Genomic DNA, 25,147 nt, shown 5'->3' with positions numbered 1-25,147 from the left:
TGATGCGACTTAAAGTCATCATGCTCTAGCCTGTCAGCCGATCAAGCGGCGAGCTTGCGCAGCACATATTGCAGGATGCCGCCGTTCAGGAAATATTCCAGCTCGTTGATCGTGTCGATCCGGCACAGCGCGGTGAAGGTGAAGGTCGAACCGTCGGCGCGCTTGACCATCACGTCCACGTCCTGGCGCGGCTTGAGGCCCGCAACATTCTGGATGGTGAAGGTTTCATCGCCAGTCAGGCCCAGCGTGTCCTTGCTCTCGCCATCCTTGAACTGGAGCGGCAGCACGCCCATGCCGACCAGGTTCGAGCGATGGATACGCTCGAAGCTCTCGACGATGACCGAGCGGACGCCCAGCAGGTTGGTGCCCTTGGCCGCCCAGTCGCGCGACGAGCCGGTGCCATATTCCTTGCCGCCGATGACGACCAGCGGCGTGCCGTCGGCCTTATGCTTCATGGCCGCGTCATAGATGGGCATGACTTCGCCTTCATAGCGGGTCATGCCGCCCTCGACGCCGTCCAGCATCTGATTCTTGATGCGGATATTGGCGAAGGTGCCACGCATCATGACTTCATGATGGCCACGGCGCGCACCATAGCTGTTGAAGTCGGCCTGTGCGACCTGATGCTCGCTCAGCCACTGACCAGCCGGGCTGCTCGCCTTGATCGAACCGGCGGGCGAGATGTGGTCGGTGGTGATCGAATCGCCGAAGATCGCCAAGGGCTTGGCTTCGATGATGTCGTTGACCGGTGCCGGGGTCATGCTCAGCCCTTCGAAATAGGGCGGGTTGGCGACATAGGTGGAACCTGCGCGCCAGCTATAGGTGTCCGAGCCGGTCACGTCGATCGCCTGCCAATGGGCATCGCCCTTATAGACATTTTCATAGCGCGCCTGGAACATCGCACGGTCCATGCAGCCTGCCATGGTCGAGGCGACCTCGGCATTGGTGGGCCAGATGTCCTTGAGATAGACGTCGTTGCCAGCGGTGCTGACGCCGATCGGCGTGGTGATGAAATCTTCAATCACCGTGCCCTTGAGCGCATAGGCTACGACCAGCGGCGGGCTGGCGAGGAAGTTGGCGCGCACGTCGGGCGACACGCGGCCTTCGAAGTTGCGGTTGCCCGAAATGACGGCGGCCGCGACCAGGCCGTTTTCGTTGATCGCCGCGCTGATCGCAGGGGCGAGAGGCCCGGAATTGCCGATGCAGGTGGTGCAACCATAGCCCACGAGGTTGAAGCCGATCGCGTCCAGATGCTCCTGGAGGCCTGCCTTGTTGAAATAGTCGGTGACGACTTGGCTGCCGGGGGCCAGCGAGGTCTTGACCCAGGGCTTGGGCTTGAGGCCCAATTCGTTCGCCTTCTTGGCGACGAGGCCCGCGGCGACCATGACGCCGGGGTTCGACGTGTTGGTGCAGCTGGTGATGGCGGCAATGGTGACGTCGCCGTCGCCGATGTCGAAATCCTCGCCTTCGACCGGAACGCGCTGCTGCGCCTTCTTGTATACGTTGGCCAAGTCGGCGTTGAACACGTCATCGACTTGCGGCAGCGAGACGCGATCCTGCGGGCGCTTGGGGCCGGCGAGGCTGGGGACGACGGTGGCGAGGTCCAGTTCCAGCGTGTCGGTGAAGACCAGATCGGCGGTGGGGTCGATCCAGAAGCCCTGCTGCTTGGCATAGGCTTCGACCAGCGCGAGATTTTCGTCGCTGCGGCCGGTCAGGCGCATATAGTCGATCGTCTTGTCGTCGATGCCGAAGAAGCCGCAGGTTGCGCCATATTCGGGAGCCATGTTCGCCAGCGTCGCACGGTCGGCGAGGCTGAGCGAGGCCAGGCCGGGGCCGAAATATTCCACGAAACGGCCGACAACGCCCTTCTTGCGCAGCATTTCGGTGCAGGTCAGCACCAGATCCGTGGCGGTCACGCCTTCGTTCATCGTGCCGACCAGCTTGAAGCCGACGACTTCGGGGATGAGCATGGAGACGGGCTGGCCCAGCATCGCCGCTTCCGCCTCGATCCCGCCGACGCCCCAGCCGAGTACGCCCAGGCCGTTGACCATCGTGGTGTGGCTGTCGGTGCCGACGCAGGTGTCAGGATAGGCGACCATATTGCCATCGGCATCTTCGCTCGACCAGACGGCCTGGGCGATATTTTCGAGGTTCACCTGATGGCAGATGCCGGTGCCGGGCGGCACGGCGTAGAAATTGTTGAGCGACTTGCTGCCCCATTTGAGGAAGTCGTAGCGCTCCATATTGCGCTGATATTCGATTTCGACATTCTGTTCGAACGCCTTGGGCGTACCGAATTCATCGACCATGACCGAGTGATCGATCACGAGATGGACGGGCACCTGCGGGTTGATCTTGCTGGCGTCGGCGCCGAGCGCATTCATCGCGTCGCGCATGGCGGCCAGATCGACGACGCATGGTACGCCGGTAAAATCCTGAAGCAGCACGCGCGCGGGGCGATACTGGATCTCGCGCTGCGCCTTGCCCTTGTCATTCTGCCAATCGACGATCGCCTGAATGTCCTCGACCGTCACGGTGACGCCATCTTCGAAACGGAGCAGGTTTTCGAGCAGCACCTTCATCGAGAAAGGCAGTCGCGAAACGTCTCCCAATTTCGCGGCGGCCTTTTCGAGCGAATAAAAAGCGATGTCCTTGCCGTCGACATTCAAAATGTCGCGGGTGCCGAGCGTGTCCTGTCCGATGGCGGTCATAAGTTGTGCGTCTCCTCGCAAATGCCGCGGCCATGCGGAGGCAAGATGACGCTTTCCACCCGTCTCTCGCCGACCGGCCCGATGGTCCGGGCAGCAAGGTGGAGGGATGCGCCCCAACCGTCGGCCGAAGCGGGTATGTCCCGATGTTGCAGCGCCATACAGACTGCCGCGCCCAAGTCAAATGGACAAAGCAACCGTTGCACCTTTGGAGGAGGCGCATTTTTTGCGCTTGTCTGACCAAAGCGGGAAACAACCGCCTATAATGACGTTAGTGCGAGACAATGGGGGATTTTCCACATGCACCCTTCCCAAGTCCTGCCTACCCGCGACATGATCGCCGTCTATCGCTCAGGCGGCGCGATGCGCTGTCCCGATTGCGGGCAAAGCCAATGGCTGATCGGTCGGGTGATGGCGGAATGCGCCTGTTGCGAGGCGGCCCTGCCGCTGGACCTGGGCTATCGGGCATGGCTCGACCTTGCCAACGCCCCGCCCCGATCCCTGAGCATCTGATCAACGCGCTTTTTCGGCCGCAATCCATCCGTCAATCTGGCTTTCCAGCACGGTCAGCGGCACCGCGCCTTGTGCGAGAACTGCGTCATGGAAACGGCGGAGGTCGAACTTTGCGCCCAGGTCCGCTTCGGCCTTCGTCCGCAACCCCCTGATCCTGATTTCGCCGAGCTTGTAGCCCAGCGCCTGACCCGGCCAACTGATATAGCGATTGACCTCCGCATCGATATTGGCCGCAGACAGCGCGCTATTGTCGGCCATGAAGGCGACGGCGCGCGCTTTGTCCCAGCCCTTGGCGTGGAGGCCGGTATCGACCACCAGACGACAGGCGCGCCACATTTCGTAGGACAGGCGCCCCATCATCTTTTCGGGCGTGTCGTAGAGCCCCATCTCCTCTCCCAGAAATTCGGTGTAGAGCGCCCATCCTTCGACATAGGCGGTGAAGCCCGCGAGATATTTGCGGAAGGGCGGCAGCGGCAATTCCTGCTGCAGGGCGATCTGGTTATGATGGCCCGGCACCGCCTCATGCGCGGTGAGCGCTGGCAGTTCCCAGAAAGGGCGCTGGTCCAGCCTGGACGTGTTGACGAAGTAAGTGCCCGCTATGCCGCTCTCCGGCGCACCGGGCATATAATAAGCGGTGGTCGTGCCTTCCGCTTCGGCTTCTGGAATGGGTTTGAGGCCATAGGGCAGACGCGGCAGGGTGTTGAAATAGCGTGGCAGCAGGCCGTCGATCGCCTTCGCCTGACGCGCGGCGACCTGGAGTAGTTCTTCGGGCGTCTTGGCATAATAAAGCGGGTCGGTGCGTAGATGCGCGATGAAGGCGGCGCGGCTGGGATAGCCTGCCTTCGCTGCCACATCGTCCATGCGGGCACGGATGCGGGCGACTTCGGACAGGCCGATGGCGTGAATCTGGTCGGGGGTCAGGTCAGTCGTTGTGTGCGTCCGAACCCGGCTGGCATACCAGGCCGAGCCGCCCGGCAGGGTCGAGGCGCTGTCGCTTTTGCGGCAGGCGGGCAGATAGTCCTTTACGAACAGGTCATGCCATTTGCCATATTCGGGCGTGATGACGTTGCTGATCAGGGTGATAGCGCGCGCCTGCATCGCGGACCAATCGGGGTCGCTGATCGTGCGGGGCTTGGGGCGGGTGAACGGCTCGTAGAAGCGGGTCGATTCCGGCTCGCCCGCCACGATGCCGCTGATGGTGGCCGCATAATTGCCGAGGACAGAGCAGGGCAGGACATAGCCGCCCTCGATCGCCTGACGGGTGATGGCGAGGGCGTCGCCATTTTGTTTCGGGTAGAGCGACAGGCGGGTGAGATAGCTGTCATAGTCGGCGCGGTCGTAGAAAGGCAGGCCATCGCCCATGCCTGCAAAACCCTGGTGCCAGCCATAATAGGTGGTGAACAGCATCAGCCGTTCGGCCTGATGCGCCTCCCCCGCTATGTCGTCGCGCAGCATCCACAACAGCACGGCGCGGTTGACCCGATCGGCGGGGTCTAGCGTCGTTTCGCCGATCGCTTCCAGTCGGGCCACGAATGTCTGCTCGGCCTTGATCTGCGCGGCGCGGGCGGCGAGCGACAGGTCGTAGATGCGGTCATCATAGGTGCGGACGCCACGCGCGGTGGCCTCGACCGGATGGGTGGAGAGCCACCACTTCCAATGGTCGTCCATGACCTGGGTCAGGGTGTCGCGGGGCGTTTGGGCCTGGGCCAGAACCGGCGTGGCGACGGAGAGGAGAAGCAGAAGGATCTTGCGCATGACGCAAGGGGATCGCGTGTCCCCGCTGCTTTGGCAAGGGGTTTCAGGCGGGCGCTACGCCATCGGCCTCGACAATATCGTCGCCCATATAAAAGCCCTGAACACGCACCCGTTTTTCGACAAGATCGACGGGTACGCGCAGCAGGACGAGGCGGTAGGTGCCGCCTTGATCGCGCCGAAGCAGAAAACCGGCGGCGTCGCGAACGAGCCGCCCGGTTTCATCTACGTCAGCGCCACTTTCTATCACGCGGTCAGTCTATCGCATCCTTGATGCCCTTGCCAGCCAAGATGCCGAGGACGAGGAACAGGACGAAGACGGCGAGAGCGATGAAGAAGAGGATTTTGGCGATACCGACGAAGGTGCCAGCGGCGCCGCCGAAGCCGAGAACCGCCAGCACAGCGGCGATGACGAGTGAGATGACTGCGAGTTTCAACATGATGATCCGTCCCTTTCGATGGAAATGCTATGATTTCCGAACGGACGACGGCGCGCAGGGTTCCGTTAGACCCAGCCTTCGAGCACTTGGTTGGGGGGACGGTGGCCATCGACCCAGCTGCGGATATTGGCGATGACCCGCGCGCCGGTTGCATCCCGGCCCTCGAAGGTGGCCGAACCCATATGCGGCAGCAGCACGACATTGGCGAGGTCGAACAGGCGCGCATCGACCGCTGGCTCGTGGGTATAGACGTCAAGGCCAGCGCCAGCGATCCGCCCTTCGTCGAGCGCGACGATCAACGCGGCCTCATCGGTGATTTCGGCGCGGGAGGTGTTGATGAGATAGGCGTCGGGACGCATCAGCGCGATCCGCCGCGCATCGATCAGGCCGCGACTATCGGCGTTCAGCGGGCAGTGGATCGAGATGATGTCGCAAGCGGCGAGCAGGGCATCGACATCGCCCACCCATTCCGCTTCCAATTCCTGCTCCACCTCGAACGGCAGACGGTGGCGGTTATGATAGGCGATCGACAGGCCAAAGGCGCGGGCGCGGCGGGCAACGGCACGACCGATCCGGCCCATGCCGATAATGCCGAGCTTCTTGCCGCCGATGCGGTGACCGAGCATCCCCGACGGGCTCCAGCCGCGCCACTGACCGGACCGGACCAGCTTTTCCCCTTCCGCCAGGCGGCGGGGCACGGACAGGATCAGCGCCATGGTCATGTCGGCGGTGTCCTCGGTCAGGACGCCGGGCGTGTTGGTGACGATGATCCGCTTCGCCTGGGCAGCGGCGAGGTCGATATGATCGACCCCGGCGCCGAAGCTGGCGATGAGCTGCAATCGTTCCGGCGCGCCGTTCAGCAGGGCGGCGTCGATCGTGTCGTTGATGGTCGGCACCAGCACGTCGCACTGCGCCATGGCGCGGGCAAGTTCGGTGCGACTCATCGGCGCGTCGCCGACATTGAAGCTGGCGTCGAACAGTTCGGCCATGCGCGCCTCCACATTGGGCGGCAGGCGGCGCGTGACGATGACGCGCGGCTTGGCAGGGCGCAGTTTCTTGGCCATGGCCCTGCCGCTATGCCCGCCTGCGGCGTCGGTCAAGCGGTTATGCGGGAATGACTGTCGCGATGCCGCGCGGCGGGCTAAGGGACGATCATGGGTGACATGGGAAATGGGTCAGGAATGAAGCTGTTGATGCGGGGCGCTGGCGTGGCGATGGCGCTGGCTATGACGGCGGCGAGTGTCGCCGCGCCAGGCAAGCCGGTGCCCTATTGGGCGTCGATCGCGCAGGACGAGGCGCGGATGCGCGTGGGACCAAGCCTGGATTATCCGTCCAACTGGGTCTATCGCCGCCGCGACCTGCCAGTGAAGGTCGTGCAGGTGCTGGGACTGTGGCGCAAGGTGCAAGACCCGGACGGCGCGCAAGGGTGGATGCATGTGCGCCTGCTCAGCGATACGGCGACCGGCATCGTCAAGGCGGAGGTCGCGCCGCTGCGGCAATCAGCGAGTGATGGCGCGCGGACATTGTTCAGGGCGGAACGCGGCGTGGTTGGGCGGCTGTCCGACTGTTCGGGCGGCTGGTGCAGTTTCGACGTGCGTGGCCAGCGTGGCTATGTGAAGACCAGCGACGTCTGGGGCGCGACCGACCAATAGGATCGGACGCGCTTACCTTCGCATATTTCCCGCAAATCTTGAAATTTTCATATAGAATCTCGTAACTTTGTAACAATGACTTGGCCGGGCTATACTGTGATATTACCAGCCTCAAGATGGCGAAAACCCGGCCTGTAGGACAGCAATATTTGCTGTTCAGTGTGTGCGCTCACCAGGCATAGGCTTTGGGCAATGCCCCTTCCTCCGGCGTTGCGTAGCGGTCGCGCAATTTGGTCTGGCGGTTGTCGAGCGGTTGGGCGATGCCGTCGATCCAGACGGCGAGCGGCGCGGACGTCATTTCCAGCGGGTCGCCGTCCCATAGCACGACGTCCCCTGCCCGTCCGGCCTTCAGCGATCCGATGCGATCGCCAAGACCCATGGCCTCGGCAGACGCGGAGCTGATGGTGCGGAGCGCCTGGCCCCAGCTCAATCCGGTCGCGCCGGGCACCTTGTTCAGCGCGACCATATTGCCCGCCTGCTGCGTGGCGAGGCGCAGTTGCAGCCCTTCGTCGCGGTCCATGAGGCCCATCGAGACGGCGACGCCCGCCTTGACCATGCGGCCCACATTGCTCTGGGTGGCGGCGAGCTTTTCGAAGCTGGAGGGGAGATCGTCAAGGCCACCGGCGATCACCGGCACCTTGGCGGCAGCGATTTGCGGCGCGACCATCCAGCCTTCGGCAGCGCCCGCCAAGATGAGTTTCAACGCAGGGAAATCCTGCCTGAGCGCCAGAACGGCCAATATGTCGCGTCCGCTTTCGACATGGACCATCAGTGGCATGGCGCCGGTGACGACCGGGACCAAGGCTTCGGCATCGATGCGGTTGAGCAAGGCGTCCTTCGATCGACCGTCATAGCTGGCGGGGGCTTTGGCGAACTCCTGGGCCTCGCGCAGCATGGTCTTGAAGGTCAGGATCGCGGCGGGGCGGCTGCCACCGGCGTCCTTGGCCCCCTCCTCGCCCATTTCGACATATTGGAAGGCGCGCGGCTTGGTGATCGGGTTCATGTCCGCGCCGAGGTCCACGACCGCGCCTTGCCCGGCGAAGATGCCGGTGCCGGTCGAGGGGACGACGACGGCGCGGGTGATCCCCGCCGTGCGGCTGATCGCGACCGGGTTGGCGAGCGGGTTGATCGCGGGGGCGACGTCGATGGCTGCGGAGAAGGGCGAGCGGGCGCTGGCGTCGTTGGTTTCGTTGACGGCCGGGACTTCGACCAGGCCGACGCGCGAGAAGCCGGAGACGAGGCCCGGCGTGACCCATTTGCCAGCGGCGTCGATGGTTTTCGTGCCGGGCGGGATGGCGATGCCTGCGCCCGCTGCGGTGACTTTGCCAGCGGTAATGACGACCGTGCCGTTGCGGATGGGTTCGGAGCCGTCGCCGATCGCGAGGGTTGCGCCGGTGATGGCGAGGGATTGGGCGAAGGCCGGGGTGGAGATGGCAAACAGCAGACCCGCGAGTACCGTTCGGGCCGAGGGAAGTCGAAGCCTTCCGCTGAGCGGAGCAAAGTGGCTTCGGCTTCGCTCAGCCAAGCCCTTCGACAGGCTCAGGGCGAACGGGGGGAGAGGATGGTTCTGGTCACTCATTTCACGTCTCCCGCGCCGATCTGGCCGACTTCGAAGTCGCTGACCGGGCGCAATTTGGGGTTGGCGCTGTCGTAGAGCAGCGCGCCGTCGATCCAGACTTTATTAGGCCGGGTATAGGTGCTGAACGGATTGCCGTTCCACAGGACGACATCGGCCATCTTGCCGACTTTGAGGCTGCCGGTCTGGTCGCTGATGCCCATGGCGCGCGCGGGATTGATGGCGAGCCAGGTCCAGGCGATTTCGTCGGGAATGTCTATGCCCATGCGGCGCCCCGCGCCCAGGGCCTTGGCGGCTTCCTGGTTCAGGCGCTGGATGCCGTTGTCATCGTCGCTATGGACGATGGTGCAGGCACCGGCGCGATGGACGAGGGGCACATTTTCCTTGATCCCGTCATAGGCTTCCATCTTGAAGCCATACCAGTCGCCCCACAGTGCCGAGCAGACGCCATTGTCGCGCAGCAGGTCGGCGATCTTGTAGGCTTCGACGGCATGGTGGAAGGCGGTGACGCGATAGCCAAATTCCTTGCCCATATCGATGACATTGGCCATTTCATCGGCGCGGTAGCAGTGATTGTGGACGAGGATCTTGCCCTCCAGCACATCGGCCAGCGTTTCCATGCCGAGGTCGCGGGACTGATCCTTTCCGGCGGCACGCTTCTTCTGAAAATCGCGCGCCTTGATCCAGGTGGCGCGGTTGACCGCCATATTGCCCATGCGGGTCGAGGGTTCGCGCCCCTTGCTACCATAGACGCGCTTGGGATTTTCGCCGCATGCCATTTTGAGGCCATGGGGCGCGCCGGGGAACTTCATGCCCTGCATGGTGCGGGCGGGGACGTTCTTGAGCGTGACGCTGCGGCCGCCGAACAGGTTGGCCGAGCCGGGGAGGATTTGCAGGCTGGTGACGCCGCCATTGGCGAGGGCGCGGCTGAAGCCTGCGTCCTGTGGCCAGATGCTATGTTCGGCCCAGACATGGGCGGTGACGGGCGCGGTGGCTTCATTGCCGTCGGAATGGGCATCGACGCCGGGCGAGGGATAGTTGCCCAAATGGCTGTGAATGTCGATGACGCCGGGGGTGACATATTTGCCGGTGCCGTCGAACACGGCGATGTCGGCAGGGATCGGCGTGTCCGCGCCGCCGATCGCCGTGATCTTGCCGTCCGATAGGAAGATGACGCCATTGTCGATGCGGCCGCCCTCCCCGTCGAAGATGGTCGCGCCACGAATGGCGGTGGCGGTGCCGGGATAGGCTTTGTAGGTGGACGGATAAGGGTTTTCGGGTTCGACCGAGCTGCCTTGGGTGGCGGCCGGGGCATCCTTGTCCTTCTTCGCGCCGGCGGGACCGGCAACTCCGGCCAGCAGGGCGGCGATCAGCAACGGCGTTGCGCTTTTTCTCATGGCTTATCCTCCGAAGCGATCAGGTCGAGATGCATCAGGCGTTTGATATAGGGCGAGACGAGCAGGACAAGGCCGCCCACCACGATCGCGAACCAGCCGATGCGGCTATAGACGTCCAGCACTTGGGTCCCCCCGCCTGCATCGCCGCTGCCGGTGGCGCGGGCGATGAGGCCTGCGATGAAATTGCCCGCCGCCATGGCGAGGAACCAGGTGCCCATGACGAGGCCGACCATGCTGGGCACCGACAGGCGCGTCATCGCCGACAGGCCAACCGGCGAGAAGCAGAGTTCGGCCATGGTGTGGAAGAGGTAGATGAGGAAGACGAACAGGACGGGCGTGAGATTTTCGCCTGCCATCGCCGCGCCCGCCACGAGCACCAGGAAGCCCGCGCCGCACAGGATGAGGCCGATACCAAATTTGGCGGGGGATGACGGTTCGAGGCGGCGCTTGTCGAGGATGGTCCACAGCACCGCGAACAAAGGCGCGAGCAGGATGATGAAGACCGAATTGACCGACTGGAACATGGAAGCGGGGACTTCCCAGCCGAAGAGGACGCGATCGACATTGCGGTCGGTGAAGATGTTGAGCGAGGAGCCGGTCTGTTCGAACAATCCCCAGAAGAGCGGGTTGAGTGCAATCAGAAACAGCGCGGCGAACATGCGGTCGCGGTCGACCTTGCCCAGCGTCTTCATCGTGCGCCAGACGATATAGAGGACGGTCAGCGCGGCAAAGCCAAGCAGCGCATAGCCCAGCAATTCAGCATAGCGGATCACCAGCCAGATGGCGACGACGCCAAGCGCTGCGCCGAGATAAATGGTCCATTCCTGACTAAGCCCCGCCGCGACGGGCGCACGCAACTGGGCGGGTGCAGGCGGTTCACCCTTGCCGAGCAGCCAGGGTTTGAGCCAGACGAACATGATGAGGCCAAGCAGCATGCCGACACCCGCCGCGCCGAAGCCCCAGCTCCAGCCGTAGAGTTCGCCGAGCAGGCCGCAGATGATCGGCCCCATCATGCCGCCGACATTGATGCCCATATAGAAGATGGAGAAAGCCGGATCGCGGCGGGCATCGTCGCGGGGGTAGAGTTCACCCACCAGCACCGAGATATTGGCCTTGAGGAAACCGGTGCCGACGATGATGCTGGCAAGGGCGAGATAGAAGCCATTGAGGTAGAAACCGTCCTGCCCCCCCGGCCCTTCAGTGATGGCGATCAGGAAATGGCCGATAGCGATGAAGACGCCGCCCACCAGCACCGCCTTGCGCGGTCCCAGGAACCGATCGGCCAGATAGCCGCCGATGACCGGGGTGATATAGACTAGCGAGGTGTAGGCGCCATAGAGCAGATAGGCGCGATCTTCGCCGAAGAGGAAATGTTTGGTGAGGTAGAAGATCAGGATGGCGCGCATGCCATAGTAGGAAAAACGCTCCCACATTTCGGCGAAGAATAGCAGGAACAGGCCGCGCGGATGGCCGAGCCAGGTCTTGCCCGCTGCCTCCACGCCAGGAATCGAGGTCGCCATCGGGAACCCTTGTCATATGGTTTGACCGGCCCGCCGAACGGAGGCCGAATGATGGCCAGAGAGTAGAGCCAAATTCGCGTCTGTCAAAAACACAGGCGGCCCTTGCGTCATGGCGGTGGCCGGGCCATTTGTCGCGGCGATGTTCAACGACCTCTCCTCCCCCCTCGCCCTGCTCCAGACCCGCCGGTCAGGCAAACCCCGCGACCTGATCGCGCCCGGTCCCGACGACGCGCAATTGCGGCAGATATTGGAAGTGGCGCTGCGCACGCCCGATCATGGCAAACTCGCGCCGTGGCGATTCGTGGTGGTGCCTTCGGCGCGGCGGGCGGCGTTGGCCGACCTGCTGGAAAGCGCCTATCGCGCCGAGAAGCCCGATGCCGGGCGGCTGGAGATCGAGGCGATGCACCAGTTCGCGCATCAGTCCCCGACATTGGTGGTAGCCCTGTCCGCGCCGGTCGCGGGCAGCAAAATTCCGATGTGGGAACAGCAATTGTCGGTGGGTGCGGCGATCATGAACCTGCTGCACGCCACCCATGCGCTGGGCTTTGCCGGTGGCTGGCTGACGGGATGGCCGACCTATAATGAAGATGTGCGCGCGGCCTTTGCGCAGGGGGACGAGACGATTGCGGGCTTTGTCTTCATCGGCACGCCGGGCAAAGCGCAGGAAGAGCGCCCCCGGCCAGATTATGACGCCATCGTATCGGTTTGGGACCGATAATTGCCGCTTTAACCATGATTCGCGCAATGGTCTGACTTGACCCGCATGGCTGTATTATGGCAGTGATGCACCCATGGCCGACGACTCAAAACCCGTCTATCTCCGCCTGCGTGAGATCATTGCCGCTTCCATATTGGACGGGGATTATAGCGATGGCGACCTGCTGCCATCGGTGCGCGCCTTTGCCGCGACGCAGGGGGCCAATCCGCTGACCGTGGCGAAGGCCTATCAGAGCTTTCAGGATGACGGGCTGGTTGTGGTGCGGCGCGGGGTCGGTATGTTCGTCGCCGATGGCGCGACCCGGCGGCTGCGGATAGCGGAGCGGGCCCATTTTCTGGAGACGGTATGGCCGCCGGTGGCGGCGCAGATCCGGCGGCTGGGAATAAGGGCCGACGATCTGGACTTGCAGAAGGCCTGAGGGTTTCGGCGGCGGACCTGCCCTCTCCATTGGGCTGTACGCTTCGTGAGCGTTTCTCGACTTCGCTCGAAACGAACGGATTTTAGTTAAAGTGCTGCCAGCGCGTCGACGGCATCCTGACGGCCTGCAAAATTCCTGACCGCGACCGCCCGGCCCAGCGCCAGCTTGGCTTCATTCTTCCGACCTGCGGCGGCATAGGCCTGGCCCAGATGCAGGTTGAGCAGGGGATGACCGGGCGCGCGGGCAACGGCCTTTTCCAGCAGATCGACCGCAGCCGGGCCTTTTTCGCCGGTTTCCAGCAATGTCCAGCCATAGATGTCGGCGATCATCGGGTTGGCAGGCATCAGGCGATAAGCATGGGCGGCATAGGCGCGCGCCGCCGCCCGATCCCCGGTTTCGACCGCAGCGCGGGCAAGGTCCGCCATCAACAGCGCGTCATTGTCGCCCAGTTGCGCGCGCACAGCCTGCAGCATCCGCAGCGCGCCGCGCCAGTCGCCCGCCTCCATCGCGACGGCGGCGGCGATGCGGCGCATGGCACTGTCGGTCGGATTCTGGGTCAGGAAGAGTTGTACGATCTGCGCGGCACGGGCGGGATCGCCGGCGCGGTTCCATGCCGCGACGAGGCGCAGCGCGACGGCGCGATCGAAGCGGATATTGGCGGCGCTTTCATAGGCGCGGGCGGCCTCCCCTGCCCGTCCGGCGGTGCCCAGCGTATCGCCTAGCACGATCCAGGCATCCGGCGCGCCGGGGTTGGCGCGGCTGAGCATCCGGGCACGATCGACCGCTGCGTCGGTGCGGTTGGTGCTGAGCAAGGCACGGATATAGGGGATATTGTCGCGCGCCGTGGCGGCATTGGCGGGCGGCGGGCCATCGGCCAGTTGTGCGTCGCTTGGTCCGGCAAACGGATCGGCAGCGGCGCGCACTGGCCAGGCGGCGCGGGCGAGCATGTCGGCAGCCATGGCGCGATTGCCGAGCGCTTCCTGCACGCGCGCCGCGAGGGTCAGCACATAGGGGTCGGCGTCCCGCTGGGCGACGATCGGGGCAAGGGTGGTGGCGGCGGATGGCATGTCGCCGCCCATCTGATAGGCGCGGGCCAGCAGGGTGCGGGCGGTGCGATTGTCGGGCTGCATCGCGACCAGCGGCGCGAGCGTATCGGCTGCAAGGACCGCATTGCCATCCTGCAGATGCAACACGCCGCGCAGCAACAAGGTGGCGGGCTCGCCATCGAGCCGCCCCTGCGTCCGCGCCAGCAGCGATCGGGCGAGGTCGGCCTTGCCCGCGCGGGCGGCCATGATCGATTGCATCATCCAGGCGCGGGCATTGTCGGGTTCGAGCGCGAGGATACGGCGGGTGAGGCCCAGCATCGCGCCGGCTTCCCCCGCGTCGGCGAGCGTCGCGGCATAGGATTCGAGCGTCGGCACCGATTCGGGGTTGGCTGCGAGCGCGCGTTCGAACCAGGGGCGCGAGGCGGTGAGGCCATATTGGCCGCGCGTCAGTTCAGCGCGCAGGGTCAGCGCCTTGGCATTGGTGGGGGCCAGGCTTACCGCCCGGTCGGCCGCGCCGATCGCGCCTGCCTGATCGCCGGTTGCCAAGCGCAGGCGGCCAAGATCGACCCAGCTTTCGACGTCATTGGGCGCCGTCGCGAGAGTGCGCGCCAGTTCCGCCTGCGCCGCGCGCATATCGCCCTTTGCCATGGCGGCCCGCGCCCTGATCCGCGCGGCGGCGAGGCTATGCGCGGCGGGGACATCGGGCGCGCGGGATTCGCGCAAGGCGGCATCGACGTCGCCCTGCAACAACAAGGCTTGCGCCATCACGTCGCGGGTTTCGGCGGGTGGTCCGCCGAGTTTGCGGGCGCGTTCGACCTCGGCCTGCGCGCCTGCGCCGTCACCCAGTTCGGCCAGCGCCCGCGCCTGCGCCTGCCGCGCGACGACCGACCGGGGATTGCCCCTTATCGCGTTCATCAATTCGACGCGCGCGGTGCGGGCATCGCCCTTGTCGAGTGCGGTGAGGCCACGGGCCAGCGCGGCGGTGCCGTCGCGTTCATGCGCGCGCCATTGCCACAGGCCCGCCACCCCTAAGAACAGCAATATTATTCCGACGATCAGGGCGATGCGGGTGCGGCTCATGGATTATCCCTGCATCTGATATTGTTTGAGAAGATCGTACAAAGTCGGGCGGCTGATGCCCAAAATCTTGGCTGCGCCCGAAATGTTGCCGTCCGTGCGGGCGATCGCGCGGCGGATCGCGCGGCGATCGGCCATTTCGCGCGCCGCTTTGAGGTTCACCAGTTCGCCGCCTTCGGCCCGTTCCTCGTCCAGGTCGAGATCGGCGGCGGTCACCAGCTTGCCATCGGCCATGATGACGGCACGCTTCATGCGGTTTTCCAGTTCGCGCACATTGCCGGGCCATGGCCAGGCGTCGAGCGCGGCGAGCGCATCGGGGGCGAGGCCCTTGACCGCTGGGTTCATATCGGCGGCGAAGCGGGTGAGGAAATGGCGGGCGAGCAGCGCCGGATCGCCCGCCCGGTCCTTGAGCGCGGGGATGCGGATGACGATTTCGGCGAGGCGATAATAGAGATCCTCGCGGAAGCTGCCCGCGCCGATCATGGCGTCGAGATCCTGATGGGTGGCGCAGACGATGCGGGTGTCGACGGCAATGGGCGTGCGCCCGCCGATGCGTTCGATCACGCGCTCCTGCAGGAAGCGTAGCAGCTTGACCTGGAGCGCGAGCGGAATGTCGCCGACTTCGTCCAGGAACAATGTGCCGCCCTGTGCCTGTTCGATCTTGCCGAGGGTCGTCTTGATGGCCCCTGTAAACGCGCCCTTTTCATGGCCGAACAGTTCGGATTCGAGCAGCGTTTCGGGGATGGCGGCGCAGTTGATCGCCACGAAGGCGCCATGGCGGCGGGGGCTGGCATCGTGCAGCCCTTGCGCCAGCAATTCCTTGCCGGTGCCGCTTGCGCCGAGCAACAGCACTGACACTTGCGCGCTGGCCACGCGCTCGATCATGCGGGCAACCTTCATCATTTCGGGCGCGCCGGTCAGCACGCGGCCCAGCACCCGGCCATCGGCCGGCGCGGTTTCGGCGAGGCGCGCATTTTCCTGTTCCAGCGCATGGACGTGGAAAGCGCGGCGGACGATGAGGCCGAGTTCATCGATATCGACGGGCTTTTGGTAGAAGTCGTAGGCCCCGCCCGAAATCGCGTCGAGCGCGCTTTCGCGGGCACCATGGCCGGACGCGACGATGACCTTCGTGTCAGGCTTGATCCGCAAGATGTCGGCGAGCGTCGCAAAGCCTTCGCTGGTGCCGTCCGGGTCTGGCGGCAGACCAAGGTCGAGCGTCACGACATCGGGCGCGTGGGCGCGCAGCAGTTCGATCGCCTCCTCCCGATCGCCCGCGATGAAGAGCTGATAATCCTCATAGGACCAGCGCAATTGCCGTTGAAGGCCCGGATCATCCTCGACGATTAGCAATTTGGGGCGGGTGTCGCTCATCAGGCGGCCTTTTCCTGTGTGTGGGGTGCCCGTGGCAGGCGCAAGGTGAAGCGACTGCCGACGCCGGGACGGCTGTCGACGTCGATCCGGCCGCCCATGGCCTGCGCCAGGGCGCGGGCTTCGAACGCGCCGATCCCGAAACCGCCCACCTTGCTGGACGAGAAGGGCTTGAACAGTTCGCGGCGGACATATTCGGCGCTCATGCCGCGTCCCTGATCGATGATTTCGACCAGCACGTCAGTAGCGTCGGCGGACAGGCGCAGTTCCACCGGCGCGTCGGGGGCGCTGGCGTCGATGGCATTTTGCAGCAAATGGGTGATGATCAGGTCTACCCGCGCCGGGTCGGCGAGCGCGTCGGGGGCTTCCCCGCTGACCCGTATCGGATGCTGGCGCGCGCGCGTGGCGGCCGCATGGTCGAGCAGGGCGCGCAACGCGAACGGGCGCGGATCTTCGGCGCGGCCCTTATTATGCTGCGACAGGCGAGCGAGCAGGTCGTTCATCTTCCCGACAGATTCCTGCAGCGTCAGGATCATGTCGGCGCGAAATTCCGGGTTGTCGGCATGACGTTCGGCATTGCGGGCCAGCAGGGACAACTGGCTCACCAGATTCTTGATGTCGTGGATGATGAAAGCGAAACGGCGGTTAAATTCGTCGAAGCGGGCGGCGTCGTCTAGCGCCTGCTGGCCCTGCGCCTCGCTGATATAGGTTGCGACCTGCCGCCCGGCGGCGCGCAACATGTCGAAATCCTCCCAGTCGAGCCGCCGGTCGATCGGCGGGCGGGCAAGCAGGATCGCGCCGGTCAGACGGTTGAAATGGATGAGCGGCACCAGCGCCCAGAGGCGGGCATCCTGCGTCATCCAGTCGGGCAGCGGCAAGGCGGCATCGGTGGCGCGGCGTTTGCCGAGGTCGATGATCCAGCCGCTTTGCTCCAGTCGGGCGACGATAGCGGGCGACAGGGATGCGCCTTCGGGCAGGTCATCGCCCCAGTTCCAGTCGGTTTCGAGCATCAACCCGCCCTGATCGTCACGCAACATCAACAGCGCGGCGGGCGAATCGGTGATGTCGGCAATCGCCTTGGCCACGCGCTCGCCCAGCGGGGCGGGGTTTTCGCCGGGGCGGCCGATCGTTTCGCCAAAGCGCATCCATTCGGTGCGATAGTCGTAACGGTGCTGAAAGAAATGCTTGGCGACCTGCACTTTCCACAGCGCGCGCAGGCGTGGTGATGGCAGCAGCACCAGCGCGGTGACAGCGGTGAAGAAGACCGCAGCGATCTCCACCACCCGCGCATAGGGTCCAGCGATCAGCTCGATCAGGACGGCGGTGGCGGTCAGAAGGATGACGTAGAGCGCGACGGCGAAGATCGAGAGCGACTGGAAAGTCAGCGTGCGCGAGAGCGTGAGCCGCTCCGCCATCCCCTTGCGCAGGCCGATGGCGATCACCGGTGCCAGCAGGGCCATCAGCAGGCCACGCAACGCGAAAAGCTCGCTGGCGCGGCCGGGCACAAGATAGCCGATCGCATAGAGCATCAGGTCGTAGGCCCACATCGCCGCCAGCGCGCCGAACAATAGGGTCACGCCGCCCCGCTCGCGCGAGGGCCATGCGGCATAGAGATGATGGAGCAGCAACAGGCTGCCGATCGCGGTCATCATGCGCAGGATCAGCGACACGGTGACCAGCGCACCATGCAAATCCGGGTCGAGGGCAAGTTCGTACCAGGCAAGATCCGTGAAGGTCTGGAGCAGGATCAGCCCCGCAACGGCGACATAGACGGCAACGATGCCCCCAGCCTTCCCGCCCCGACCCACCGGGCCGCGCCGCAGCATGACGAACATCGTCATCAGCCATGCGGCGTTGCGCATATTTTCGCCAAGGCCCGACAAAGGTTTGGCAACGCCACCGAACGACACATAGAGCGCCCAGCAGGAGGTGAGCAGCATCGCCACCGCCAGCATCCGCATTTCCGCCGCATCGTTGCGGCGACGAAACAGGAAGATGCCCAGCGCCGCGAACAGCACCGCCGCCAGGGCGTGGCCCCAGTTCCCGACAAATTGGAGCAATAGGCCCATCGCCCGCCGCCCTTAGCGCGCGCCGTCGGGCCAGAGGATGACCCGCACCGTCTGGATCAGGATCAACAGGTCGAGGAAAGGCGTGTAATTCTTGGCGTAATAGAGATCATATTCGAGCTTGTGGCGGCTATCCTCGATCGACGCGCCATAGGGATAGTTGATCTGCGCCCAGCCGGTGATGCCGGGCTTTACCATGTGCCGTTCGGCATAATAGCGTAGATGCTGTTCCAGATCCTCGACGAACTGGCGGCGTTCTGGACGTGGGCCGACGAAGCTCATCTCGCCTTTCAAGACCGTCCAGGTCTGGGGCAGTTCGTCGATGCGCAGCTTGCGCAGCCAATAGCCAAGGCGGGTGATGCGCGGATCATCTTTTTCCGCCCAGACCGCCTTGCCCGCGACTTCCGCGTCCTGGCGCATGGTGCGTAGTTTGACGATCCAGAATTCCTGGCCGAACAGGCCGACCCGTTCCTGGCGGTAAAAGGCCGGCCCCTTGCTGTCGAGCTTCACCAGTAACGCAGCGAGCAGGATGATCGGGCCGGTCAGCAGCAGCAACAGGGAGCTGGCAATGATGTCGAACAGGCGCTTGGCAATGCTGGAAAGGCGGCGACCGGCCGAAAAGCCGTCGGAGAAGATCAGCCAGCTGGGATTGACGCTATCGAGATCGACGCGGCCGGTCTCGCGTTCCAGAAAGGTCGACAGGTCGTTGACATGGACACCCGTGGTCTTGATGCGCAGCAGGTCGGACATGGGGATGGCGTTGCGCCGTTCCTCCAGCGCCAGCACCACTTCGCTGGCGTTTAACCGGACGACGAAATCGGACATGTTGAAGATGGCGCTGCGGTTGATGGCTTCCTGCACGACCTGCGGCCCGTCATTCATGGCGATATAGCCGACGACGAGAAAGCCCGCCCCCCGTTTCTTTTCGAGTTCGCGGATACGATCGGCCCGGTTGCCCGCGCCCAGAACGACCAGCCGCCGCTTGAACGCTTCGCCGCCCAGCATCGAGCCGAGTAGCAGGCGAACGACGATCAGCAGCGCCATGGCGAGGCCCATGGCGTAGAGCGAATTGGAGCGCCACAAGGTCATGCCCGGCATGAGGAAATAAAGGACGGAAAGAAAGATCACCCCCAGCGACACCGCAACCAGCAACCGCGCAAAGGCAAAGCGGATCGATTGGAGCGCTTCGGTGCCATAGACGCCGACGGCGATCATCGCGGTCTGGACGGCAAAGGCGAAGCTGAGCAGCGGTCCCATGCGGGTCATGACATGGTCGATATCCATGCCGATCTGCCTTGCGCGCAAGATCCAGCCGCCTTCCGCCGCACAGAGCAGCAGGACGAAATCGAACAGCCCAAGCAGCAGCACAGCGTGCGGCACATAATGTTTGAACAGCCTGATCATGCGTCGCGCCCATTTCCCCAGTCGCCACAAGCGATACTGACAAGGTCGGGAAAAGCCTTACAACCAGCTGTAAGGAAATCCGACAGTGGCGGCACCCTGCCGGAAAATGGCAAAGATTTCCTGAATCCCGCGCAATATCGGGGAAGGGATCAGATTATTTGCGGAGCCTGTCGGCGGCGTTGCGGGCCGCCTCCTCCATCACGCGCGCGGCGTCATCGACGGACTGGGCCGCGCCAGTGACGGCGTCGGCCCGCCTGTCGTTGCGGCGATGTTCGGTGAGGTAGAAGAAACCAATGGCCAGCATGAGGGCAATCGCCACCAGTGCGAATATGACCCCGCCCGTGCGTGGACGCTTGTCCGCGTCCTCCACGAAGGGCTTTACAGGCTGGTTGGGGTCGATACGCACACTCATCTCCTTTGGTAAAAGGACAACGGGTGGCACCATGCTATCGTTCCAGATCAGTCCTCTACGGACTGACCACCCCGCCCCCGGCTGAGACGATCGACATCCTCCATGATCTCATCGAGCACGGCGGTATCGGTCGTTTCCTGGCTGCGGCGCGAGGGGAGATCGCCGCTTTCCATGAGCAGTTCCAGCGCAGCGCGCCCACGGGCAACGCGGCTCTTGATCGTGCCGACGGCAACGCCGCAAATCTCGGCGGCTTCTTCATAAGCAAAGCCACCTGCGCCCACCAGGATCAGCGCTTCGCGCTGCGGTTGGGGCAATTGCAGCAGGGCGCGTTGCATATCGCTGAGTTCGACATGCTTGTCCTGGCTGGCCGGTGCCGCAAGGATGCGGTCGGCCGTCAGGTCGTCCCATTCGCCGCGAAAGCGCGAACGGCGCATCTGCGAGAGATAATGGTTGCGCAGGATGATGAAGGTCCAGGCGCGCATGTTCGTGCCGGCCTGAAACCGGGCGCGTGCGGCCCATGCCTTGAGCAGGGTTTCCTGCACCAGATCATCCGCCACATCACGGTTGCCCGACAAGGAACGGCCAAAAGCACGGAGATGCGGGATGACCGCGGCCAGTTCACGCTTGAAATCCGAATCCGAAAGCGCAGCGCGCTCCTCGATCGGCTCTACGTCCTCATCCATGGAAACAACCCCCATATTGGCTGTCGCCCTCGCCGCAGGAACCGACGTCGTCAAAGCCATAAATGCGCCTATACCCTAATCAGAATTTTGCCAAAGGCCATAAGGCCCAAGAAGCATTGGTCAGAGCCAAAGCACCACCAGCATACCGATGACCACTAGCCCCAGCGAAATGCCGAGAACATAACGCACGACATGTTCCTTCGAACCGCCACGCGCTTCGTTCGTCGTGATATGCTCTTCTTGATCTGCCATAATCTCTCTCCCCGATCGTTACGCATGACTAACGCAACGACCGGCGGGGAGTTCCAAACGACATGGATATAAGCGTAACGATCAGACCGGCGCGGTCGCTTGATCGAAGAACAACGCCTGCGAAATGGCGGCCTTCACGGTCGAGCGCTGGAACGGCTTGGTGATGAGGAAGGTCGGCTCTGGCCGTTCCCCCGTCAGCAATCGTTCGGGGAAGGCGGTGATGAAGATCACGGGCACCGCGAACTCGGCGAGGATGTCCTTGACCGCATCGATACCGCTGCTGTCGTCGGCCAATTGAATGTCAGCAAGCACCAGCCCCGGACGATCGGCAAGCGCTTCGCGCACTGCGTCTTCGGCGGTCACGGCGATGGCGGTGACGTCATGACCCAGATCACGGACGATGGTTTCGATGTCCATCGCGATGATCGGCTCGTCTTCGATGATCAGCACCTTGGCACGGGTCTGCGCCTCGATCTCACTCAGCGCTTCTTCGACCAGGCCTTCGACATCATTGCTGTCCATATCGATCAGATAAGCGACATCATCGACCGTGAAGCCTTCCAGCGCGGTCAACAGCAACGCCTGGCGCGGCAAGGGCGTCAGGCGGGCAAGGCGCGCCTGGGCAATGGCTTCCCGATCGCCATCGACGGTCAGCGGCACATCTTCCAGATGGGAAGACGACCATATGGCATGAAAGGTACGATAGAGGCCAAGACGCGGATCGACGTCGGACGGAAACTCCTCCGGCGCGGCAACGATCGCTTCGAGCGCGGCGCGAACATAGGCGTCGCCATGCGTCTGGCTGCCAGTCAGTGCGCGGGCATAGCGGCGCAGAAACGGAAGATGGGGGTGTAGTTGCTGTCCAAGCGACATCGTCAATTCGTCTCCCTGCCCATGTGCGGGCCTGTTGTATCCGACACGGGGAAGGATGATGCAAAGGATGGAATGTCGATGCCGATATGGCAACCCCCTACCCTTCGATGCTCCCCCGAAACCGGCGCGTAAAAAAACGCTCGCTTGGCCGGAACCAACGAAGGGGAAATTTGTTTCGCAGTCACATGGTTTTTTCGGCATGGGTGCGATTATCGTGGCTATAATGCGGAACGACGAATTGACGCGCCGCAAGATTCCCGCAAATACGGGCTGGCTGGCGTGACAGAGATTGCTTCAGAGGGGCAGATTTTGGTTTCTTCTACCACGGAACATCGTTCGACTGCAGCGGATGGGAAGGAAAGCGCAAAGATGACCGCTTCCCCTCGCAAGGGGCGAGCCGCGACCCCAATGGATGAAGGCCATGTGTCGCAAGTCCTGCGCAATGTGTATCAGCGCGCCGTCGATGAAGATATTCCCGCCGAGATGCTGGACCTGTTAAGCAAACTGGACTGAGTGGCAGATGATCCGGGGCAGCCTTCCTCCGGCAGCCCGGTCGCTGACGGAACCCATTTTTCAACTTTTCCGTTCAACAGGCGTCAAGATGTTCCTCATCCTGACGCTGGCTTTATTGCCGCTGGGGCTGATCGCGCTGATCGCTTCCCTGCAGGCCATTCGCACCGCCGACCTCGAAAAAGAAGCGCTATTACGGATCGCGGTGACGCAGAGCGCGCGCAAGCTGACCGCTGACCTGCAATCCGATCGAACCGCGCTGCAACTGACGGTCGACAGTCTCGCGTCCAACAGCGCCGACCGCGCCATCTGCAGCCGGCTTTCGCTGTTTCTGGCCGCCAATGACGCCGAGGGCGGCCGCTTCTACATCTATGATCGCGCAGGCCGTCGCCTGTGCAACTCCAGCGAAGGCGAGCCCGCGTCGATGACGCAGACGGCGCGCTTCACGGGTCCTGCGACCGAATTGTTGGCCAATGCCCCCTATCTGGTCAGCCGCGTGCCCAGCGCGGACAAACGCATCATAGCGCTGATCTATTATTCGCGGAAACATCTCGAAAGCGTGGCCGATCCGGCTACGGCGCTTCAGAACCGCAAATTGACGTTGCGGCAGGGCGATCGCCGATTGGCCATCAGCCATGTCCGCAAGGATCCGCCGGGCGGCAAAAGCAGCAGCCTTTCGGCGCGGCTGGACCCCTATGACGTGGAATTGACGATGACGGTGCGGGAGCCGCCAGCCACGCTGGCGCGCATGTTGTCTTTGTTCCTGCCTTTGGTGATGTGGTTTGCCGCTGCGGCGATCGGCTGGTTCGTGGTCAATCGCGTGCTGATCCGGCCGCTGGTGATCTTGCGGCGCGCGGTCGCCGCCTATCAGCCCGGCGAAGTGCTGGAGCCGTTGCAGCGGATGCGAACGCCAGCGCAGGAGATCGTCGCGCTGGGCGAAACGTTCCGCGAAATCAGCGAGGATGTGGCGACCCATGAAGCCGAGATGGCCGAGGGGTTGGAAACGCAGCGCAAGCTGACGCGCGAAGTCCATCATCGGGTCAAGAATAACCTTCAGATCATTGCCAGCCTCATCAACCTTCACGCCCGGTCGGCGCATGAGCCCGAAGCGGTCGAAGCCTATGCCTCGATCCAGCGCCGCGTCGATGCCCTGTCCGTGGTGCATCGCAATCATTTTGCCGAGCTGGAGGAAAATCGCGGGGTCGGCATTCGTCCGCTGATCAGCGAATTGTCGGCCAGCCTGCGCGGCACGGCACCGGCGACAGCGCGACGCTTTGCCATTCAGATCGATAGTGACAATCTGCATATCAGCCAGGATGTGGCCGTGCCGATCGCATTCCTGCTGACGGAACTGGTGGAACTGGCGATGATGCTCGATCCGCAAGGGGCGATGCGGATTTCCGCGCATGTGCTGCCGGAGCAGGCCAATCGAGCGCTGCTGAGTGTCGTGTCGTCGGGCCTGCGTGCGTCGGAAGACATGACGGTTCACCTGTCCGAACGCTATGGCCGGGTGCTAACCGGCCTGTCGCGCCAGTTGCGCTCTGCGCTGGACCATGATGGCGAGGCGGGTAGCTACGCCATCGCGATCACGATCATTCCTTAGAAGTCACCCGCTGATAGTCGCGGCGGAAGGCGGCGGTGAAGGCCGTAAACTGCCCGGCCGCGATCGCATCGCGCATCCCCTGCATCAACGCCTGATAGAAATGGATGTTATGCTGGGTCATCAGCATCGCGCCCAGCATTTCGCCTGCCTTAACAAGATGATGGAGATAGGCGCGGCTCCAGGTGGTGCAGACCGGGCAGGCGCAGCGCGGATCGAGCGGCCCCTGATCTTCGGCAAAACGGGCATTGCGGATGTTGAGCGGCCCGGCCCAGGTAAAGGCCTGGCCATTGCGGCCGGACCGGGTCGGTAGCACGCAATCGAACATGTCGATGCCGCGCTCGACCGCGCCGACGATGTCGTCGGGCTTGCCCACGCCCATCAGATAACGGGGCTTGTCGGCGGGCAGCATGTCGGGCGCGAAGTCGAGCGTGGCGAACATCGCTTGCTGCCCCTCCCCCACGGCAAGCCCCCCCACGGCATAGCCATCGAAGCCGATGTCGATCAGCTGCTGGGCCGATTCCCGCCGCAGCCCTTCGTCGAGCGATCCCTGCTGAATGCCGAACAGCGCCGCGCGGTCGGCATGGTCGCCACCTGCGTCGAAACCGTCGCGCGAGCGTTTGGCCCAGCGCATCGAGCGCTCCATGGACTTGGTCGCCTCCTCATGGGTGCAACCATTTTTGGTACATTCGTCAAAGGCCATGACGATATCGCTGTCGAGCAGGCGCTGGATCTCCATCGATCGCTCCGGCGTCAGCATATGCTTGGACCCGTCGATATGGCTGGAGAAAGCGACGCCCTGCTCGCTCATCTTGGTCAGCGCCGACAGGCTCATCACCTGATAGCCGCCGCTATCGGTCAGGATCGGCCGGTCCCAGCCCATGAAACCATGCAGCCCGCCCAGCCGCGCCATACGCTCGGCACCGGGGCGCAGCATGAGATGATAGGTATTGCCCAGGATGATGTCGGCACCCGCGGCGCGCACTTCGGCCGGGCGCATCGCCTTCACCGTGGCGGCGGTGCCGACCGGCATGAAGGCGGGCGTGCGGATCTCGCCCCGGCGCATACTGATTGCGCCGGTACGGGCCTTGCCGTCGGTGGCGGCGATGGAAAAGGAGAAGCGGGGCTGGGTCATCTGCGCGCTCTAGGAGCGAACGTGCAG

The 25,147-nt window shown here is 63.8% G+C and carries 23 protein-coding genes; 6 read left to right on the top strand and 17 right to left on the bottom strand.

The features are described 5' to 3' along the window. Positions 1-41: 41 nt before the first annotated feature. Complete coding sequence (gene acnA / locus SxD43FB_RS10100) at positions 42-2,711, bottom strand: aconitate hydratase AcnA (protein ID WP_096062053.1); 2,670 nt, start codon at positions 2,709-2,711, stop codon at positions 42-44. A 297-nt stretch (positions 2,712-3,008) separates the two neighbouring features. Here acnA and SxD43FB_RS10095 point away from each other — a divergent pair, with 297 nt between their 5' ends. After that, the gene (locus SxD43FB_RS10095) at positions 3,009-3,221 is read left to right on the top strand and encodes a hypothetical protein (protein ID WP_141249485.1); all 213 of its coding nucleotides are present in this window, start codon (positions 3,009-3,011) and stop codon (positions 3,219-3,221) included. On the opposite strand, the gene SxD43FB_RS10090 is transcribed toward SxD43FB_RS10095, so the two are convergent. The 4 genes from SxD43FB_RS10090 to SxD43FB_RS10075 all read right to left on the bottom strand — a co-directional run bounded on the left by SxD43FB_RS10090 (position 3,222) and on the right by SxD43FB_RS10075 (position 6,477). Then, entirely contained in the window at positions 3,222-4,976 is a 1,755-nt protein-coding gene (locus SxD43FB_RS10090) for a DUF885 domain-containing protein (protein ID WP_096062051.1), read from the bottom strand. 43 nt (positions 4,977-5,019) lie between these two features. Beyond that, a complete protein-coding gene (locus tag SxD43FB_RS25875) occupies positions 5,020-5,223 on the bottom strand; it encodes a DUF5818 domain-containing protein (RefSeq protein WP_069066387.1) in 204 nt (67 codons plus the stop codon). 4 nt (positions 5,224-5,227) lie between these two features. Beyond that, positions 5,228-5,413: a DUF1328 domain-containing protein gene (locus SxD43FB_RS10080; protein ID WP_037480476.1), complete on the bottom strand. Its 186-nt coding sequence runs from the start codon at positions 5,411-5,413 to the stop codon at positions 5,228-5,230. A gap of 65 nt (positions 5,414-5,478) precedes the next feature. After that, on the bottom strand, positions 5,479-6,477 hold the full coding sequence (locus SxD43FB_RS10075) for a D-glycerate dehydrogenase (protein ID WP_096062050.1): 999 nt from the start codon (positions 6,475-6,477) through the stop codon (positions 5,479-5,481). Between the two features lie 90 nt (positions 6,478-6,567). Here SxD43FB_RS10075 and SxD43FB_RS10070 point away from each other — a divergent pair, with 90 nt between their 5' ends. Continuing rightward, positions 6,568-7,065: an SH3 domain-containing protein gene (locus tag SxD43FB_RS10070; RefSeq protein WP_096062049.1), complete on the top strand. Its 498-nt coding sequence runs from the start codon at positions 6,568-6,570 to the stop codon at positions 7,063-7,065. 169 nt (positions 7,066-7,234) lie between these two features. Here SxD43FB_RS10070 and SxD43FB_RS10065 read toward each other — a convergent pair whose 3' ends face one another. From SxD43FB_RS10065 to SxD43FB_RS10055, 3 genes are read right to left on the bottom strand one after another with little or no spacing between them, the layout of a single operon-like run. Next, complete coding sequence (locus SxD43FB_RS10065) at positions 7,235-8,644, bottom strand: amidohydrolase family protein (protein WP_255245662.1); 1,410 nt, start codon at positions 8,642-8,644, stop codon at positions 7,235-7,237. Continuing rightward, positions 8,641-10,038 (bottom strand): amidohydrolase, encoded by a 1,398-nt coding sequence (locus SxD43FB_RS10060; protein ID WP_096062048.1) that lies wholly within the window; start codon positions 10,036-10,038, stop codon positions 8,641-8,643. Before SxD43FB_RS10060 ends, SxD43FB_RS10065 begins: the two co-directional genes overlap by 4 nt. Further along, positions 10,035-11,558: a peptide MFS transporter gene (locus SxD43FB_RS10055; protein WP_096062047.1), complete on the bottom strand. Its 1,524-nt coding sequence runs from the start codon at positions 11,556-11,558 to the stop codon at positions 10,035-10,037. Before SxD43FB_RS10055 ends, SxD43FB_RS10060 begins: the two co-directional genes overlap by 4 nt. A 139-nt stretch (positions 11,559-11,697) precedes the next feature. Here SxD43FB_RS10055 and SxD43FB_RS10050 point away from each other — a divergent pair, with 139 nt between their 5' ends. Continuing rightward, the gene (locus SxD43FB_RS10050) at positions 11,698-12,276 is read left to right on the top strand and encodes a nitroreductase (RefSeq protein ID WP_096062090.1); all 579 of its coding nucleotides are present in this window, start codon (positions 11,698-11,700) and stop codon (positions 12,274-12,276) included. 73 nt (positions 12,277-12,349) lie between these two features. Beyond that, on the top strand, positions 12,350-12,694 hold the full coding sequence (locus SxD43FB_RS10045) for a GntR family transcriptional regulator (protein ID WP_037472449.1): 345 nt from the start codon (positions 12,350-12,352) through the stop codon (positions 12,692-12,694). Positions 12,695-12,780: 86 nt separating this feature from the next. Here the strand turns inward: SxD43FB_RS10045 and SxD43FB_RS10040 are convergent, their stop codons facing one another. From SxD43FB_RS10040 to SxD43FB_RS10010, 8 genes are all read right to left on the bottom strand, one after another. Then, positions 12,781-14,820 (bottom strand): tetratricopeptide repeat protein, encoded by a 2,040-nt coding sequence (locus SxD43FB_RS10040; protein ID WP_096062046.1) that lies wholly within the window; start codon positions 14,818-14,820, stop codon positions 12,781-12,783. Positions 14,821-14,823: 3 nt separating this feature from the next. Beyond that, on the bottom strand, positions 14,824-16,188 hold the full coding sequence (gene prsR / locus SxD43FB_RS10035; RefSeq protein WP_096062045.1) for a PEP-CTERM-box response regulator transcription factor: 1,365 nt from the start codon (positions 16,186-16,188) through the stop codon (positions 14,824-14,826). Further along, positions 16,188-18,254: an XrtA/PEP-CTERM system histidine kinase PrsK gene (prsK, locus tag SxD43FB_RS10030; RefSeq protein ID WP_096062044.1), complete on the bottom strand. Its 2,067-nt coding sequence runs from the start codon at positions 18,252-18,254 to the stop codon at positions 16,188-16,190. The genes prsR and prsK overlap by 1 nt, the downstream gene beginning before the upstream one ends. Positions 18,255-18,266: 12 nt before the next feature. After that, positions 18,267-19,655: a TIGR03013 family XrtA/PEP-CTERM system glycosyltransferase gene (locus SxD43FB_RS10025; RefSeq protein ID WP_069066378.1), complete on the bottom strand. Its 1,389-nt coding sequence runs from the start codon at positions 19,653-19,655 to the stop codon at positions 18,267-18,269. A gap of 154 nt (positions 19,656-19,809) precedes the next feature. After that, positions 19,810-20,025 carry a hypothetical protein gene (locus SxD43FB_RS10020; protein WP_176482739.1) on the bottom strand — a complete coding sequence of 72 codons (216 nt, stop codon included), beginning with the start codon at positions 20,023-20,025 and terminating at the stop codon, positions 19,810-19,812. Between the two features lie 89 nt (positions 20,026-20,114). After that, positions 20,115-20,750, bottom strand: a complete 636-nt coding sequence (locus SxD43FB_RS10015) for a sigma-70 family RNA polymerase sigma factor (protein ID WP_037472440.1) — start codon at positions 20,748-20,750, stop codon at positions 20,115-20,117. Positions 20,751-20,870: 120 nt separating this feature from the next. Then, complete coding sequence (locus SxD43FB_RS25870; protein WP_037472438.1) at positions 20,871-21,002, bottom strand: hypothetical protein; 132 nt, start codon at positions 21,000-21,002, stop codon at positions 20,871-20,873. Positions 21,003-21,083: 81 nt separating this feature from the next. Beyond that, positions 21,084-21,875, bottom strand: coding sequence for a response regulator (locus tag SxD43FB_RS10010; RefSeq protein WP_096062042.1), 792 nt, complete (start codon positions 21,873-21,875; stop codon positions 21,084-21,086). Between the two features lie 144 nt (positions 21,876-22,019). Here SxD43FB_RS10010 and SxD43FB_RS25865 point away from each other — a divergent pair, with 144 nt between their 5' ends. Both SxD43FB_RS25865 and SxD43FB_RS10005 read left to right on the top strand, forming a co-directional pair. Next, positions 22,020-22,388: a NepR family anti-sigma factor gene (locus SxD43FB_RS25865; RefSeq protein ID WP_141249484.1), complete on the top strand. Its 369-nt coding sequence runs from the start codon at positions 22,020-22,022 to the stop codon at positions 22,386-22,388. Between the two features lie 88 nt (positions 22,389-22,476). After that, positions 22,477-23,988 (top strand): histidine kinase dimerization/phosphoacceptor domain -containing protein, encoded by a 1,512-nt coding sequence (locus SxD43FB_RS10005; protein ID WP_096062041.1) that lies wholly within the window; start codon positions 22,477-22,479, stop codon positions 23,986-23,988. Here SxD43FB_RS10005 and tgt read toward each other — a convergent pair. Then, entirely contained in the window at positions 23,978-25,120 is a 1,143-nt protein-coding gene (gene tgt, locus SxD43FB_RS10000; RefSeq protein WP_096062040.1) for a tRNA guanosine(34) transglycosylase Tgt, read from the bottom strand. The genes SxD43FB_RS10005 and tgt overlap by 11 nt on opposite strands. Between the last annotated feature and the right edge of the window lie 27 nt (positions 25,121-25,147).

Origin of the sequence: Sphingobium sp. D43FB, assembly GCF_002312805.1 — a bacterium.
Lineage (GTDB): Bacteria > Pseudomonadota > Alphaproteobacteria > Sphingomonadales > Sphingomonadaceae > Sphingobium.
This window is presented reverse-complemented; position numbering and strand designations above follow the sequence as displayed.